General features: G+C 74.0%; 9 protein-coding genes. 3 read left to right on the plus strand and 6 right to left on the minus strand.

What is annotated here, in order from left to right; genetic code table 11:
* Window positions 1–117 precede the first annotated feature (117 nt).
* Entirely contained in the window at window positions 118–2,607 is a 2,490-nt protein-coding gene (locus G443_RS23615) for an FtsK/SpoIIIE family DNA translocase (RefSeq protein ID WP_211237582.1), read from the plus strand.
* Window positions 2,608–2,890: 283 nt separating this feature from the next.
* The gene (locus tag G443_RS23620; protein WP_026419988.1) at window positions 2,891–4,537 is read left to right on the plus strand and encodes a phosphoenolpyruvate--protein phosphotransferase; all 1,647 of its coding nucleotides are present in this window, start codon (window positions 2,891–2,893) and stop codon (window positions 4,535–4,537) included.
* A gap of 159 nt (window positions 4,538–4,696) precedes the next feature.
* On the opposite strand, the gene G443_RS23625 is transcribed toward G443_RS23620, so the two are convergent.
* The 6 genes from G443_RS23625 to G443_RS23650 all read right to left on the minus strand — a co-directional run bounded on the left by G443_RS23625 (window position 4,697) and on the right by G443_RS23650 (window position 15,311).
* The gene (locus G443_RS23625) at window positions 4,697–5,803 is read right to left on the minus strand and encodes an NAD(P)-binding domain-containing protein (RefSeq protein WP_051314222.1); all 1,107 of its coding nucleotides are present in this window, start codon (window positions 5,801–5,803) and stop codon (window positions 4,697–4,699) included.
* 397 nt (window positions 5,804–6,200) lie between these two features.
* Window positions 6,201–6,890 (minus strand): hypothetical protein, encoded by a 690-nt coding sequence (locus G443_RS23630; protein ID WP_245588905.1) that lies wholly within the window; start codon window positions 6,888–6,890, stop codon window positions 6,201–6,203.
* Window positions 6,891–7,156: 266 nt separating this feature from the next.
* Window positions 7,157–8,746: a PPE domain-containing protein gene (locus G443_RS25230; RefSeq protein WP_051314223.1), complete on the minus strand. Its 1,590-nt coding sequence runs from the start codon at window positions 8,744–8,746 to the stop codon at window positions 7,157–7,159.
* A 1,078-nt stretch (window positions 8,747–9,824) separates the two neighbouring features.
* Window positions 9,825–12,971, minus strand: coding sequence for a phosphodiester glycosidase family protein (locus G443_RS23640; protein WP_253860278.1), 3,147 nt, complete (start codon window positions 12,969–12,971; stop codon window positions 9,825–9,827).
* A gap of 500 nt (window positions 12,972–13,471) precedes the next feature.
* Entirely contained in the window at window positions 13,472–14,002 is a 531-nt protein-coding gene (locus tag G443_RS23645) for a phospholipase (RefSeq protein WP_026419990.1), read from the minus strand.
* 727 nt (window positions 14,003–14,729) lie between these two features.
* Window positions 14,730–15,311, minus strand: coding sequence for an amino-acid N-acetyltransferase (locus G443_RS23650; RefSeq protein WP_026419991.1), 582 nt, complete (start codon window positions 15,309–15,311; stop codon window positions 14,730–14,732).
* A gap of 111 nt (window positions 15,312–15,422) precedes the next feature.
* Between G443_RS23650 and rimO the strand changes: the two genes are divergently transcribed.
* Entirely contained in the window at window positions 15,423–16,868 is a 1,446-nt protein-coding gene (gene rimO, locus G443_RS23655; protein ID WP_026419992.1) for a 30S ribosomal protein S12 methylthiotransferase RimO, read from the plus strand.
* Window positions 16,869–16,876 lie beyond the last annotated feature (8 nt).

The raw sequence follows: 16,876 nt of genomic DNA on the forward strand, positions 1-16,876 counted from the left end.
CGGAGGTCACCCAACCGGGATACCCCTCGTGCCGGCCACGGCACGAGCTCGTCCCAGGCGGAGCCGGGTCCGTTGTGGTTCGTGTGACCAGCGGTACGGCGTACTACGGTATGGGGCATGGCTGGCCGGACCACGACGACAGGACGTAGCTCGAACCGGAAGGGCGGCTCGTCGAAGTCCGGCGGCACCCGGTCCGGCACCCGGTCCCGCTCCGCCGCCGCCCGGAAGAAGAGCCGTCCCAAGGGGGTCCGGGGCGGCTGGTCGGTGCTGGCACGCGGTGTCGGTGGCATGGCCAGGGCGGTCGGCCGCACCCGGGACCTCGACCCGGCGCACCGCAGGGACGGCGCGGCCATGGTGTTGATCGCGTTGGCGATCGTCACCGCCGCCGGTGTGTGGTGGCGGGCGGGCGGTCCGGTCGGCGAGTGGGTCGACGTCGCGCTGCGCAGCTTCGCGGGCCTGGCCGCGGCGGTGGTCCCGGTCGTGCTGTTCGGCACCGGCATCGCCATGTTCCGGCACCAGTCCCTTCCGGACGCGCGGATGCGCCACGTCCTCGGGTCGCTGCTCATGGGGCTCGCCGCTCTCGGCATCCTGCACCTGTCCACCGGAGCGCCCCAGGAACCGGCCGCCTGGCGGGAGTCGGCGGGCGTCATCGGTTTCGTGGCGGGCGGGCCGCTCGGGCAGGGCCTCACCGGTCCGGTCGCCATCGCCTTACTCGCCCTGATCGTCTGCTTCGGGCTGCTCGTCTTCACCGGGACGCCGGTCAGCCGGATCCCGGAGCGGTGGCGTGAACTCGTCGGTGACGAGGAACCCGCGCCCAGCCGCGGCCCACGACCCCGCCGTACCCGGGCGGCCGAGGTCGGGACGCGCGAGGACGTTGAGCCCGAGGAGGACCGGCCCGCCCGCCGCCCCCGCCGCCGGGCGGCCGCGCGGGAGGACGCGGATCCGGTGGGCGACACCGGGGAGGCCGAGGAGGTCGCGGCCGCCGAGCCGGCCCGGCCAGCCGCAGCGGCGGCCGCCGCCCGTGCGGTCGCGCACCCGCCGGCCGCCGACCAGGAGACCGGCGCCGGCACCGCCGAGCGGGCGAAGGGAACGCCCTTCACCGTCCGGGCCGTGGAGGGCGACTACCGGTTGCCGCCGCCCGAACTGCTCCGCGCTGGCGACCCGCCGAAGGCCCGCAGCCGCGCCAACGACGCCATGATCGACGCCATCCAGGGCGTCCTGGAGCAGTTCAAGATCGACGCGCGGGTCACCGGGTTCACCCGGGGGCCGACGGTCACCCGGTACGAGGTGGAGCTGGGCCCTGGCGTGAAGGTCGAGAAGATCACCGCGCTCACCAAGAACATCGCCTACGCGGCCGCGACCGACAACGTCCGGCTGCTGGCCCCCATCCCGGGGAAGTCCGCCGTGGGCATCGAGGTGCCCAACAGCGACCGGGAGATGGTGCGCCTGGCGGACGTCCTGCACTCGCCGACCGCCCTGGGGGACGCGCATCCCCTGGTGATCGGCCTGGGCAAGGACATCGAGGGCCACATGTTGACCGCGAACCTCGCGAAGATGCCGCACCTGCTGTGCGCGGGTTCCACCGGATCGGGCAAGTCGAGCTTCGTCAACTCCATGCTGGTGTCGCTGCTGGCCCGGGCCACCCCGACCGAGGTCCGGATGATCCTGATCGACCCCAAGATGGTCGAGCTGACCCCGTACGAGGGGATCCCGCACCTCATCACCCCCATCATCACGCAGCCCAAGAAGGCGGCGGCGGCGCTGGCCTGGCTCGTGGAGGAGATGGAACAGCGCTACCAGGACATGCAGGCCAATCGGGTCCGGCACATCGACGACTTCAACCGCAAGGTCCGGGACGGCGAGATCACCACGCCGCCGGGCAGTGAACGGGAGTACCGGCCCTACCCGTACATCCTCGCGATCGTCGACGAACTCGCGGACCTGATGATGACGGCCCCCCGGGACGTCGAGGAGGCGATCGTCCGCATCACGCAGAAGGCGCGCGCGGCCGGTATCCACCTGGTGCTCGCCACCCAGCGGCCGAGCGTGGACGTCGTCACCGGGCTCATCAAGACCAACGTCCCCTCGCGGCTCGCCTTCGCGACGTCCTCGCTGACGGACTCCCGCGTGATCCTGGACCAGGCGGGGGCGGAGAAGCTCATCGGCATGGGCGACGGCCTGTACCTGCCGATGGGTGCCTCGCGGGCGACCCGGATGCAGGGCGCCTTCGTGTCCGACGAGGAGATCTCCCAGGTCGTCGCCTACACCAAGGACCAGGCCCAGCCCCAGTACACCGAGGGTGTCACCGCCGCCAAGCCGGGTGAGCAGCGGGAGATCGACCCTGACATCGGTGACGACCTCGAGGTGTTGCTCCAGGCCGCGGAACTGGTCGTGACCTCCCAGTTCGGGTCGACCTCGATGCTGCAGCGCAAGCTGCGCGTGGGTTTCGCCAAGGCGGGTCGGCTGATGGACCTGTTGGAGACACGGGGAGTGGTGGGCCCCTCCGAAGGGTCCAAGGCGAGGGACGTCCTGGTGAAACCGGAGGACCTCGGCGGTCTGATGGCCTCGATCAAGGGTGCCCCGCCGGCGGAGGAACCGGCGGGCTGACCGTCCGTCGTCTCGGGGGTCACCGCCGGCGGGCGGTACCGGTGGTGGCGGGGACGTCGGTCGGGGGCAGGGCGATGGGTGCCCGCGCGGCGTCCCGGCTCCCGTCCAGGTCGCCTGGCCGAGGGGACGCGACGCGTCGCTACCCGCTGGTTCCCCTGGGCCGTTCGGTGCCGGTCGCGCTGGGACGTTCGGGGTCACCGGTCGCGACGCTCGGCCCGGGGCACTGGTCCAGACCACTCGGATCGGGATAGCGTGCGGGCACACCACGGAAGGGAGTCCGCCGATGGCCGAGGTCGTGCTCAACGGAGTCGGGGTGAGCCCGGGACGGGCAGCCGGGCCGGTGGTGCGGATCACCGAACCGGTGCTCGATCCGCCAGCCGGCCCGCCGCCCGTTGATCCGACCGCCGAGGCCGCCCGCATCCGGCCGGCCGGCGCCGCCGTGGCCGGTCGCCTGCGTGCCCAGGCCGCGCGGGCGGAGGGCGAGTCCGCCGAGGTGTTGGAGACCACCGCCGTGATGGCGGAGGACCCCTCCCTGCTCGGGAAGGCGGAACAGCTCGTGGCCAGCGGTCCGCTGCCCGCGGCCAGGGCGGTGCACGAGGCCGCCGAGGAGTTCGTCACCGCGCTGCGCGCGGCCGGCGGCTACATGGCGGAACGGGCCCGGGACGTGATCGACGTCCGGGACAGGCTCGTCACCGAACTGCTCGGGCGGGCGGCGCCGGGCATCCCGGTGTTGGACCAGCCGAGCGTGCTGCTCGCCAGGGACCTCGCTCCCGCGGACACCGCCGGTCTCGACCCGTCGGTGGTGCTCGCCCTGGTCACCGAGGAGGGCGGTCCCACCAGCCACACGGCGATCCTCGCGCGTTCCCTGGGGATCCCGGCCGTGGTCGCCTGCCAGGGAGTGCTGGAGCTGGACCCCGCCGCCCTCGTCGTCGACGGGGGCCTTGGCACCGTGGTGGAGGCGGCCCCGGAGGTGACCGTCGTGACCGCCGACCGGCCGCCGGAGGCGCACTGGGACGGGGTCGGCCGCACCTCGGACGGCCACCAGGTGGCGTTGCTGGCCAACGTCGGGTCCGCACCGGACTCGGCGGAGGCGGTCCGGGCCGGCGCGGAGGGTATCGGGCTCTTCCGCACCGAGTTCTGCTACCTCGGGGCCACCCGGGAGCCCTCGGCGCAGGACCAGCACGAGGCGTACCGGCGGGTCCTGGCCCCCTTCCGGGGCAAGCCGGTGGTCGTGCGCACCCTCGACGCCGGGGCCGACAAGCCGATCCCGTTCCTCGACCAGCACGGGGAGCCCAACCCGGCGCTCGGTGTGCGCGGGCTGCGGCTCGGACGGGTCCACGAGGACGTGCTGGACAGGCAGTTGGGCGCCATCGTCGCCGCGGCGACCGACAGCGGAGCGGTCGTCTCCGTGATGGCCCCGATGGTGGCCACGCCGGCCGAGGCCGCGTGGTTCGCGGCCCGGGCCAGGGCGGCGGGGGTGGAACGGGTGGGGGTGATGGTCGAGGTGCCCTCGGCCGTGCTCACCGCCGACGAGATCCTGGATGTCGTCGACTTCGTCAGCGTGGGGACCAACGACCTGGCCCAGTACACCCTGGCGGCGGACCGGCAGCTCGGCGCGGTCGCCCAGCTCACCGACCCCTGGCAGCCCGGCCTGCTCCGCCTGCTCCGCCTGCTCGGGCGGTCCGCCGGGGCGGCCGGGAAGCCGGTGGGTGTCTGCGGGGAGGCGGCGGCGGATCCCGACCTGGCGGCCGTCCTCGTCGGCCTGGGAGTCAGCAGCCTGTCGATGAACCACCCGGCGTTGGCGCCGGTGGGCGCCCGGTTGGCCGGGGTGGACCTGGCCCGCTGCCGGGCGGCGGCCGAGGCGGCGTTGGCGGCGGCGGAGCCCTCGGCCGCCAGGGCCGCCGCCCGGCTGGAACTCGCCCGGCGCTGACCAGTCGGGAGCGGTGGGTGGGCCTGGTGGTGGTCGTCCGCCGCACCCGGGCTGGGCCCGACCCGCCATCGGCCCGGCGGACCAGCTACCGGTGGTCGGGACGGTCGGACGGTCCAGGGCGCGGTGGTCGCGTGCCTCCGACTCCGACCCCGTCGTCCCTCATCCCGCTCGGGGCAGGTCGTCGCCCGCGCCGTCCGCCGCCGGAGCGGCGAGCAGCCGACGGATGTCGCGGACGGCGTCGCGACCCGCCCGGTTCGCTCCGACGGTGCTCGCGGAGGGGCCGTATCCGACCAGGTGGACCCGGGGGTCGGCCACCACCCGCGTCCCGTCCATGACGATCCCGCCGTGCCGGGTGCGCAGTCGCAGCGGGGCCAGGTGGTCCAGGGCGGGGCGGAAGCCCGTGCACCACAGGACGACGTCGACGTCCTCGTGGTGCCCGTCCGGCCACGCCACGCCGGTGGGGGTCAGCCGCTGGAACATGGGCCGTCGTGCCAGTCGCCCCGCCTCCCACGCCGCCAGGGCGTCCGGTGGGAGTACGAGCCCGGTGGCGCGCACGACGCTGCCGGGCGGTCGCCCCGCCCGCACCTCGCGGTCGACCGAGGCCACGGCCTCCCGCCCCCGGTCCTGGTCGAAGGGTCCCCGGCGGATGTCAGGCGGGTTCCTGGTCACCCACACCGTGCTGGCCACCTCGTCGATCTCCAGCAGGAGTTGGACGGCCGACGACCCGCCGCCGACGACCACGACCCGCTGGCCCGCGAACTCCTCGGGACCCCGGTAGTCGGCGGTGTGCAGCTGTCGGCCACCGAACAGTTCCTGCCCGGGGTACCTCGGCCAGAAGGGGCGGCGCCAGGTGCCCGTGGCGTTGATGAGGGCCCGCGCCGCGTACCCGCCGTCGTCGGAGTCGACCAGGAGCCGGCCGGCGGGTCCGGGGCGCACCGACCGCACCATGACCGGGCGTCGCACCGGGAGGTCGAACTCGCGCTCGTAGTCGGCGAAGTACCGGGGCACCGCCACGGCGGCGGCCTCGCTCTCGTCGACGGCGGGGACGGGCATGCCGGGCAGTTGGTGGATGCCGTGCACGGTCCGCATGGTCAGGGTCGGCCACCGCTCGCCCCACGCGCCACCGGGCCGGGTCGCCCCGTCGAGCACCACGAAACCCGAGCCGGGCGGGAGACCGGCCCTCGCCAGGGAGTGGGCGCTGGACAGCCCGGCCTGCCCCGCACCGATGACGACGACGTCGACCCGCGTGACCTGGGAGGTGCTCACGCCCACCTCAACACCCGAACGGCCGTGGAGCTTCCCGCGCTGGTGGAGCCGGGCCGGCCAACCGCCGTGAGGGGTGGTGGCCGCGTGCTCCCCACCGCTCGGAGCGCCGCACCGAGGGGACGCCGGGCGGAACCCCGTGCCGAGGCGGGGGCGGCCGGTCGGTCGTTCGGCGGGAGACCCGCCGGCTCCGGCCGACCCGAGGTGGCCCGCACCCCGGATCCCCCCACCGGCGCGGACGGTCCTCGTCCCGCCACCGGGAGCGCCCAAGCCCCAGGCGGGCCACGGCCGTTGTCGCCGGCCGACCCGAGCGTCCCCGCGGAGGGGGTGCGCCGCCGCTCGCCAGCGGTACCGCCGGCACGCGGCGTGGGGAGTGGGCTGCCCGGGGAGGAGGTGGAAGTCAGTGCTCCCGGTGGGCCTTCCGCCACAGCATGCCGGCGGCGCCGTGACCGTGGTGTTCGGTGGCAGCCGATTCGTCGTGCCGAGCTCGACCACCGTGCCGACCGAGGTGGTGCCACCCCTCGTGCTTCCCGTGCCCGTGATGCCGCCGGGACTCGTGGTGCCCGTGGTGTTCGTGACCGCGCCCCTCACCGGCTCCGCGGTGCCGGCAACGCCCGTGGTGCGCCGCCGCACCGCCGGCGCGCAGCAGTGCCTTGCGCCTGCGGTGCCGCCGGAGGGCCGCGCGGTGCACGACCCCTTCCACCACCATGCCCACGCCAGCGCCCACCAGCCAGATGTCCTTGGCCAGCGGGAGCCCCTGTTCGGTGGGACGAACGCTGCCCTTGTGCCGCGTCCCGGGAGTCCGCAGGTACATGCCCACCAGGCCGGCCGAGAAGGCGGTCAGGCCGACCCCCGCCACCCCGGTCGGAACCAGGGGGATGAGCAGCGCGGCACCGAGGCCGATCTCGGCGGTCGAGAGGAGCCGCACGAACTGCTTCGGCTCCATCGACTTCAGGAACGGGTAGGCGCCGGCCGCCGCGCCGTGCAGACCGGCGGCAGCCTCGTCGTCCGCGTCCCGCTTGCTCAGACCCGAGTTGAGGATGAAGGTCCCCGCCGCGAGCCGGCTGGGCCAGTGCCCGAGGCTGGTCATCGGTCGTATCACACGCACCTCCGACGGCGTCGCCCGGCCGGTCCGGGCAGCCTCCCGACGCTAACCCCGCCCCACGGCGGCGGCCAGCCGACGACGGCTTCGGTCGGTACCGGTCTGGGCCGGGAGGGCACCCCGGGCGGGAAGCGCGGTCCGAGCCGTTCCGTTCCGCGAGCGGTGCCGATCCGCCCGCCGCACGCCGGGGTTCTCGGGACCCGTTCGCGCGGCGGGGAGGACCCGCCGCGCGGCCACCGGGCCTCGGTCAGCCGTCAGCGGTTGGTGTCGCCGAGCACCGGGGGAGCCACCATCCGCCCGTCCCCGAAGATGTCGTCGGTCTCCTGGAGGAACGAGGCACGGGTGTGCTCCTTGTCCTCGGCGTTCTGCCCGCCTCGGCCGCCGCCGGCACCCATGCCGCCGCCCATACCGCCACCCATGCCACCGGCACCCATACCGCCCATGCCCCGGGCGCCGCCCATACCCGCACCGGGACCGCCCGCGCCCGAGCTGCCACCAGGGCCGAAACCACCGCCGCCCCCGCTGCCGCCCGGTCCGAAGCCGCCGCCACCGGGGCCGAAACCTCCGGGGCGCATGCCACTACCCGGGCCGCCCCCACCTGGTCCACCGCCGAAGCCGCCGCCACCAGGAAGCCCACCGAGCGGGCCGGGGAGACCGCCGCCACCGGGGCCACCGCCACCCGGTAGCCCTCCGCCGGGGAACCCACCCCCCGGGCCACCACCGCCCGGCAGGGGGGGCAGGTTGCCGCCGGGCAGGTTGCCGCCCGGGTAGTTCGGGTTGTTGGGCACCCAGTCGGGGCGGACGTTGCCCGGGCCGTCAGAGCCAGGGGGGTTGCCGCCGGGGTAGTTACCGCCGGGAAGGCCGCCGCCCCCGCCGCCGCCACCACCGCCGCCAGGAAGTCCACCGCCGCCACCGGGCAGACCGCCCCCGCCGCCACCGCCACCGCCACCGGGAAGGCTTCCCCCGCCGCCGGGCAGGCCCCCGCCACCGCCGGGAAGGCCGCCACCGCCGCCGGGCAGGCCCCCGCCGCCCGGACCGTCGCCCGGCCGGCCGTACCGGTCCAGGCTGCCCTCACCGACCGGGGTGCGGATGTTGGACCGGTCGACCGTTCCGTCACCGTCCCCACCCGTGATGGAGGGCGGCGGAGCGAACGCGGGCATGCTGCTGTCCGTCGTCTGGAAAGTCGACTCCAGCGTGCCCATGACCTGCACGGCCTCTTCGTGCGCGGCGACGGCGCGTTCGTAGGTCTCGACGGCCTCGTTGCCGATGGCGATCATCTCGAGCGGGTTGGCCGTGGTCAATATCCGCCGTTGGAACTCGGCCCGGTCGTATTCGACCGGTTCCGGCATCCGTTGTCTCGCCTCGGACGCGGCGAAGGCCTGCTGTTCCACCTGCGCGGACGTGGCGTGGTACGCCTGGCTGCTCTCCCCGGTCCACTCGCCGAGGGAGGCGACGGCGGCGAAGGCCGCGTCGGCGGACTCGCCCTCCCAGTCGGCGCCGTTGTCGGCGAGTGACCTCAGCTCCTCGAAGTCCTCGACGAACTCGTTGCCGATGCTGTTCCAGGTCTCGCCGACAGCGTGGGTGTGCTCGGGCTCGTTGCCCTCGTCGACCCACTGCTTGAGCTCGGGGTGCCCCGACGAGGCGTAGTTGTGGCAGCTCGTGAGCATCGGGTCCCGGTGGTCCAGACCCTGGTTGAGCTTCTCGCCCCGATTCCTGATCAACTGGTTGTTTATCCAGGTCGAGGGCAGTTTCAAGACATCCCCGAAGGACTCCAGGGTCGGGCTTTCCTGTCTCTGGTACTCGGACTGCGTGAAGTCTGGTTCCTGGGTTTCGGCGTCGGTCATGGTGCTGCTCCCCGAAGTGCTGGCCGCAACAAGGAAATCACCGTTCCCCGACGAACCCGGACCGGCTCTCCCCAGCTTGGTCCGGATGCCCGGAGGTCGTCGGCCCGTGCGCGGCGGCCGGGTGCGCATGGGCGGCGGGACGCCCCGCACCCGCTGACCGCCGACGTGGTGCCGGTCGCCCCCGTCGTCGGAGGAACGGTGGCCGTGATCGCGTGGTGGTCCTTGGTGCTGTCTGGTCGTGTGGACGTGCCGACCGGTCGCCCGCCGCCGGGGCGGATGGGACGCCGGTCTGGTTGGTGCGGGTGGGCCGTGCGGGAGGTGGTGCCGGATCCCGCCGGCCCAGGCTTCCTGGGCGGGTGAGCCGTGTTCGGGGGCGGAGTGCCCTCGCCGGAGGGGAGGGAGGCGCGGTCCGGCAGGCTCGGCTCGCTCGCCAGGAGGGCGCGCGGGGGCGCGGGCCGGCGCTCGGCCGTCACGGAGGTCCGTGCTCGCCGTGGAGCGGAGTCGCCGCCGCTCGACCCGACCTCGGGGGAACCGACGAGCGGGCACGCTCTCCGTGCGGGCGAGGACCACGGGGCCGGCGCTGACGGCCAGTGGATCGCCTCCCGCCGCGCGGTGGGCGCGTGCCGGCGACCCGGCGCCCGGACCGCGTGCTCGCGCGGGACCAGCGAGGGCGAGCGCGCGGTCCGGCGGTCGACGGTGCCCACGGCGTCCGGTGACGCGACGAGGCGCTCCCCACCCTGTTCGGTCGCCATCCGCGGCCCTTCCGATGCTCGTCAGCCGGGCGGGGACGGTGCACACACCGCCGGCTGGTGATTCCCCTCTGTGAAGTTAGCAGGCGTGAGAAGGGTGTGAGGGGCACTTCGGGAACACCGTCGATCCGAATCGGACCCAGGCGCGAACTTCGTGTCCGCACACCGTTTCGTGGAGACCGCGCGCGCGGAGCGCGTCCAGGTTTCGCCTGGTCATCGACCTGGGCCGTGTGCCGTCCCCGCGCGGCGGACGGCCCAGGGAACCGGAGCGGTTCCCGGGGCCGTCGAGGTCTGGCGTCAAGGGCGGGCGGCGGTCACCCTGGGCGAGATCAGCGCACGGTCACCCGCACCCGCTCCGTCACCCCGTTCACCGCCAGTTCGAGGGACGCCGTCCCCGCCCGAAGCCCCCGGACCTGACCGGTGGCCGGGTCGAAGGAGGCCACGTGTTCCGGGCCGGGCTCGGAGGTCGAGGCGCCAGCGACGTGCAGTCCGTCCGAGCCGGACCACGACCCGGCCACCGGGTAGGCCACCGGGACGGTCCGGCCGTCCTGGTGGACCTCGGCCACCACCTCGCCGGTCCCGCCGATCGCCAGCTCGTCCGGGACCTCGACCGACAGCCCGTCCACGTGCGGACGCATCTCGACGCGCATCGGCAGCTCCTCCCGGCTCGGGTCCAGGTGCAGCAGGCTCCACCCCGTGAAGCCGCCCGACTCGGGCCGCGCCGACGGGCCCTTGCCGGCGTTGCCGTTGATCCAGTAGGGCACGCCATCCACCCGCGAGGCGTGGAACAGTCCCGCGTGGGCGGTGATGACGGCGGCGGGTTTGCCGGACTCCAGTTCGAACTCCGTCAGCCACCCGGCGATGAGGTCGGCCTCCCTGGAGTCGGCGAGCCGCGAGTTCGCCGCGGGCCCCGGGTCGACGGTCGGGTGGTGCATCGCCACGAGGACCCCGTCCACGTCCGGGTCGGACACCGCCGAGTCCAGGGCGTCCCGCAGCATCTCCACCTGGTCGAACCCGCCACCGCGCAGCGTGCCGTACGCGCTGTTCAGCAACACCATCCGAATTCCCCCGTGGTCGGCGACCTGGAAGGGAGCGCCGAACGCGGCCTGGAACTCGCTGATGTCACCCGGGCCGGAGATCTCGTGGTTGCCGGGCACGTAGTACCAGGGCACGGAGTCGCCCAACTCCTCGTCGAGGATCCGGCGGGCCACCGCGAAGTCCTCGGCGAACCCCCGGTCCACCAGGTCGCCGTTGATCAACACCACATCCGGCTCGGACGCCAACGCCTCGCGGAAGGACCTCCTCGCCTGCCTGGCCGCCTCGCCGTCCGGGGAGTCGGCGGTGAACTGGGCGTCGCTGACCACGGCCACCCGCAGGCCTCCCGCCGGCCCCCGCGGGGCCGCGCCCAGCACCGAGGGGTCCCGGGGAGCACCGGGTGGCGGTACCTCGGCGACGGGGGAGACAGCGGCGGTGAGGTCGTCGAAGACCACCCTGCCCTCGTACTGGCTGTTCCCGTCGGTCTCGGCGAGGTAGACGCGGTGCACCCGCAGCGGACCGGCCAGTCCTCCCGGCACGGTCGCCTCCACGTAGCGCCAGCCCGTCCAGTCCACGGCGGCGGCGAGGTCCAGGATCGTGGCCACCCCACCGTTGTCCCGGAGGTCCAGCCTCGGCCACGCCCCGCGCCCGTCCCCGTTGATCCACACCCCGATCCGCTGGGTGCCCGCCGGCAGTGCGAGGTCACCCCGGGCGGCGACGTAGGCGGCCCTGGTCGCCGTGGTGCCGGTGAACCCGTAGTCCAGGGCGATCCCGGTGCCGCCGTCGCGGCCGGGAGCCGAGGAGATCGCCGAGTCGACGACGGCGGGGAAGCCGGTGGCCTGCCAGGCGGCGAGGTCGTCCATGCTGGACAGCACGTGGTCCTCGGTCCCGACCGACACCCCGACGGCGGCGCGCAGTCCGCCGACGGTCGCCTCGACCACGGTCGATCCGCTGGGCACCAGGGCGGTGACGGCGAAACCGTCCTCGTGCGGGGTGATCCGCACGACGTCCCGGTCGTAGTCCAGCGACACGTCGGCCGGTTCGACCCACGTGCCGAACCCGTCGCCGTCGTACCCGAGGACCGTGAAGTGCCCGACGGCGCCGTCACCGGCGAGGGCGACCTGACCGACGTCGGTACCCAACCGGACCGGGGTGCCCAACACCCTCAGTTCCACCTCCGAGCGAGTGCCGTCCCGGCCGGCCGCGACGGTGACCGTTCGGGGGCCGTCGACACCCGGCGCGCCCGGACGGGCCCGGAACACACCGCGACCGACCTGACCGAGCCGTTGCGGGGTGACCGACCACCTCGGGGTGGCGGCGACGGCCGCGCCGGTCTCGTCGTGGCCGTGGGCCACGAGCCGGCGGCCGAGCCCGCCGAGGACCCGCTCCGAGTCGGCACCGGTGACGGCGGGTTCCACGCGGTAGCCGGTCAGTTCGCCGCTGCCCTCCGGCGTCACCAGACCCAGCCCGTTGGGCACCGTCCGCTCGCCGCCGTCCGACGGCGAGTTGCGGACACTGGGTTCGGCGTCGCCCACGGGGCGGGCCAGCATCGTGGAGGAACCGCCGCCGTCGAGGTTGAGGGCGTGGTGCGCTCCCAGCGACCGCAGGTAGTGGCCCAGCTCCCGCTCCGTCATCCCCCGGCTGCTCGCCTGCCGTCCGTCGATGGTGACCAGCCAGAAGCGCTCGCCGTCCTCCGAGAAGCCCACCGCCGTCCTCGGGTGCAGGGCCACGTCGTCGACCGGCAGGACCGCACCGTCCCTGACCAGGACCCGGTTCCCGCCGACGGCGACGGCGATGTCCTCGACGTCCGAGCGCACGTCGACGTCCAGTCCCACCGCGTCCCCGACCGACAGCGCGCCGAGGAGGTCCGCCCCGCCGTCACGGCCGAGGAGGAACTGGCTCCCGTCGGCCACCGGCCCGGCGGATGGCGCCTCCCGGACCGCGACCACTCGTCCGTCCCGGACCTCCACCTCCGAGACGCGGTCGGCGCCGACGACGGCCGTCGTCCGGTCGGACTCCCCCCACAGCGGGGTGAACACGCCGATGCCGCCGTCGGCCACGACCGGCGAGTTGAAGTTGCTCGCCGGGACGGACTCCCCACCGGGAAGGGTCACCGAGGCCTCCAGGAAGACCTCCGTGAGGGAGGCCAGGCCCTCCTCGGTGAAGGTGGCGGTCAGGTTGCGACCGTCGGCCGGGGCGTGCCGCAACGTGCCGTCGTCGATGCCCACCCCGAGAGGAGCGCCGGTGGCGTTGATGTCGAAGAAGTCGGCGTTGACCCCGGCGACCGCTCCGGCCGAGGCCACCTGCTCCGAGAGCGGCGCGCGGTCGGACACCGAGCCGGGGTGGAGGTAGGTGGGACGCAGCCCGGTCCCGCTCAGGTCGGCGGTGAGCACGTCGCCCTCCACCCAGCCGTTCGGGTCGAAACGGGCGAACTCGGTCAACTCGAGTCCCGGGGCGACGGCGGTCGTGCTGCTGCTGACCGTGAAACCGAGGTCCGCCGCGCTCCCGCCCGGGGCCGCCCACAGGTCGGGTTCGATCCGCGAGGACGCCGCGGGACCGTCCTCGGGGAGTGCCGCCCCGGCGGGGGCCCCGGATCGGGGGCGGCGGTGGCGGTCGGTAGCGCGGCCAGGGGCAGCGTCACCAGTGCGGCGCAGAGCAGTGTCCTGACACCCCGTGGCGTCACCATCGGACCTCCAGTCGGAAGGACTGTGCTGATCGGGACGGGACGATTGCAGCCAACCGGCGGAGCCAGCCGATGACGGGTGCCTGGCCGGGGGGGGGTGAACGGGGGCGAACGGCGCGGGCCCACCCGTGCCGACCGCGCCGCGGACCGTCGCGCCCGGTCCACCGTCCCTCGTGGACCGGCACGCGCACCGGCGGCCGCGACCGCCGTCGTACCGGTGGGGACCCGGCCGACGGCGGCGGAAGGGGCGGCGCCCGGTCAGCGGGAACCGAGCTCGGCGAGCCGTGCCTGGACCGAGGGCTCGTGCAGGGCCCGCTCGATCGCCTCGGCGGTGGTGGTGCCCGAACCACCGAAGGCCCGGACTGCCCAGTAGTAGACGTCCGCCGTGCGGCGGCACACGGCGGAGGAGCACACGGAGTACATGTCGTCACGGAACCGGTCGTCGATGGCCTTCCTGTTGGCCGAGGTGAACCGGTTCTGGAGTTTGTAGTTGCGGTAGCCGAAATCGTGCCGGTGGCAGGAGTTCAGGAACTCGTACCCGAAAGGCTCGTCGGGGGAGTACGAACAACCGTCCGACGACCAGTCGAGCTGGGGCGCGTGCGGGCGCTGCGACCGGAGTTGGACGAACAAGGGCAGGCTCTGGGTGAACAGGTAGTCGTCGGTCACCTGTCGCAGTTCGGCCGGCGGGAGGGAGGCGTGGGCGACTCCCCCTCCCACCAGCAACGCCATCGTCGCGAGAACGGAGGCGATGAGCGTTCGCAGGGCACGGCGCGGGGATCTGGAGGACATGCGATCTCCTGGGCGGGGAAGGCGACCGCGACGGGCCTGGCCCCCCGGGGAACGCGGGAACCGGATGCCGGCGGGTCGCTGGGATGTCGAAGTGATCACAATTCTTAGCCGACCGATTCCCCGCGCGGAACCGTCATGCGATGTGGCTCCGATAAACATTGGGTGTTCGTTTGATAACTCCGGGTGGTGGGGGTCCTGGGGCGGTTTCCCGGGTGTGGGCAGGGGTTCCCGAACCGGGGATCAGGGGTTCGCCCGCGGCGTGCGCCGCCCACGAGGCCCGGGGTCCTCGACCGACGTGCTCGTGGTCCACGGTGGATGGTCGGCACGGGGCACTGGCGGAGTCCGATGAGGGCGCTCGCGAATGGCGGCGGCCCGAAGCGGCGCCACGCCGCCGACCCCGTCACCACACCGGGCACGGGCTCGCGCCGCCTTCCCCGAGGGCCTCGCCGCACCGGATGTGGCCGCCCACCGGAGCGGGAGCGGGCTCCGAGGCACCCGCACCGCCGGCGCCGTGGCCAGGTGGGGGAGGCGGCAGCCGGAACCGCCGCCGCGCGTCCCGTCCGGACCGGGCTCCGCCCTGGCGGGCCGTCAACCCGACGGGACGGTGCCGCCGCGGGTGGGCCGGCGTCGCGGGATCCACCCGGTCGGGCGGGTCCCGTCGGGTCAGGACCGGACCAGGCCGGGGCCAGGCGCGGCTCCCACGGGTCAGACGCGGGTCAGACGCGGGTCAGGTGGGGGTCACACGCGGACCGGGCGACGTGGGCCCCGGGCGCTCCTGCTCCTCGGCGGGCAGTTCGAGCAGCATCCGGCTGTTCCCCAGGGTGTTGGGTTTGACGTAGGGCAGGTCGAGGAACTCCGCGACCCCCTCGTCCACCGAGTGCCGCATCTCCTCGTACACCTCGGCGGACACCGGCGTGCCGGAGATCTCGCGGAAGCCCAGCCGCGCGAAGAACGCGGTCTCGAAGGTCAACACGAAGATCCGCCGCAGGCCGAGCTCGATCGCGACCTCCACCAGCCTGCTCACCACCGCTCGGCCCACACCCCGCCCGGCGGCCTCGGGGGCCACCGCGACGGTCCTGATCTCGGCGAGGTCCTCCCAGAGGACGTGCAGCGCGCCGCATCCGACGATGTCGCCGCCGGTCTCGGCCACCCAGAACTCCTGCACCCCCTCGTAGAGGGCGACGAGCTCCTTCGCCAGCAGCACCTTGCCCGCATAGGCGTCGACCAGTCGTTTGACGGCTCGCACGTCACCCACCCGGGCACGCCGGACCACCAGTGGTTCGTCCTCGGCTACCTGCACGTTCAGCAAGCCTATCCGCCTGGTTCACCACCCGTGCGGTGGTGACCGGCCCCGAGCCGTCCGGCACCTGGCGGCCCTCGCCCCACCGGACGGGTGGACGGGCCCCGTTACCCTGACCTCGTGCCAACCCCCGAACCACCCCGCCGCGTCGCCGTCGTCACCCTGGGCTGCTCCCGCAACGAGGTCGACTCCGAGGAGTTGGCCGGCCGCCTCAGCGGTGCGGGCTGGGAGCTCGTCGACACCGACGCCAGCGGGGAGGACACCCCCTCCGTCGTGCTGGTCAACACCTGCGGCTTCATCGAGTCCGCCAAGAAGGATTCGGTGGACACCCTGCTCGCCGCGGCCGACACCGGAGCCAAGGTGGTCGCGGTGGGGTGCATGGCCGAGCGGTACGGCAAGGAACTCGCCGACAGCCTCCCCGAGGCTGACGCCGTCCTCGGCTTCGACCACTACCCGGACATGGCCAACCGGCTCGACGAGGTGCTGGCCGGGAACGCGGTGGCCTCCCACACCCCGGGTGACCGCCGTCGCCTGCTGCCGATCTCGCCGGTCGAGCGCCCCTCCGCCCTGGCCGGCTCGGCCGAGCAGGTGGCCGTTCCCGGCCACGCCTGGGGGCCGAGGGTGCCGCGCCGCCGCCTCGACAAGTCCCCGGTCGCCCCGCTGAAGCTCGCCTCCGGCTGCGACCGGCGGTGCTCCTTCTGCGCGATCCCGAGCTTCCGGGGCTCCTTCGTCTCCCGCCCCACCGACGACGTGGTGGCCGAGGCCGAGTGGTTGGCCGTGTCAGGGGTGCGGGAACTCTTCCTGGTCAGTGAGAACTCGACCTCCTACGGCAAGGACCTCGGGGACCTGCGGGCGTTGGAGAAGCTGCTCCCCCGCCTGGCCGAGGTCCCGGGGATCGACCGGGTGCGCGTCTCCTACCTCCAGCCCGCGGAGACCCGGCCGGGTCTGGTGAGCGCCATCGCCACCACACCGGGGGTGGCCTCGTACTTCGACCTCTCCTTCCAGCACTCCAGCGAGTCGGTGCTGCGCCGCATGCGCCGGTTCGGGTCGACCGAGTCCTTCCTGGGCCTCGTCGAGAGCGTCAGGGCGCTGTCCCCGACCGCCGGTCTGCGGACGAACGTCATCCTGGGGTTCCCGGGCGAGACCGAGGACGACGTGGCGGAGCTGGAGCGGTTCCTCACTGCGGCCCGCCTGGACGTCGTCGGTGTCTTCGGCTACTCGGACGAGGAGAACACCGAGGCGGCGGGATTCCCCGACAAACTGGACCCGGACCTGATCTCCGAGCGGGTGACGCGCGTCTCCGCCCTCGTGGAGGAGCTGACCGCCCAACGCGCCGCCGAACGGGTCGGTGAGGAGGTCACGGTGCTGGTCGAGCGGACCGCCGACGAGGAGGGCGACTGCACCGGTCGGGCGGAGCACCAGGGGCCCGAAGTCGACGGGGAGTGCGTTCTCACCGATGCTGAGGGAATCGAGGTGGGCCAGTTCGTGCGGGCCACGGTGGTCGATTCCGAGGGCGTCGACCTCATCGTGCGGCCGCAGGAAGTCCTGACGAGGGGATACCCGTGACGGCAGCC

The sequence above is a fragment of the Actinoalloteichus caeruleus DSM 43889 genome, assembly GCF_000429185.2.
Taxonomy (GTDB): domain Bacteria; phylum Actinomycetota; class Actinomycetes; order Mycobacteriales; family Pseudonocardiaceae; genus Actinoalloteichus_B; species Actinoalloteichus_B caeruleus.

Coding starts and splice junctions, on each gene's coding strand:
- G443_RS23615 (WP_211237582.1), top strand. CDS start 118: ATGGCTGGCCGGACCACGACGACAGGACGTAGCTCGAACCGGAAGGGC.
- G443_RS23630 (WP_245588905.1), bottom strand. CDS start 6,890: ATGACCAGCCTCGGGCACTGGCCCAGCCGGCTCGCGGCGGGGACCTTC.
- G443_RS23620 (WP_026419988.1), top strand. CDS start 2,891: ATGGCCGAGGTCGTGCTCAACGGAGTCGGGGTGAGCCCGGGACGGGCA.
- G443_RS23645 (WP_026419990.1), bottom strand. CDS start 14,002: ATGTCCTCCAGATCCCCGCGCCGTGCCCTGCGAACGCTCATCGCCTCC.
- G443_RS25230 (WP_051314223.1), bottom strand. CDS start 8,746: ATGACCGACGCCGAAACCCAGGAACCAGACTTCACGCAGTCCGAGTAC.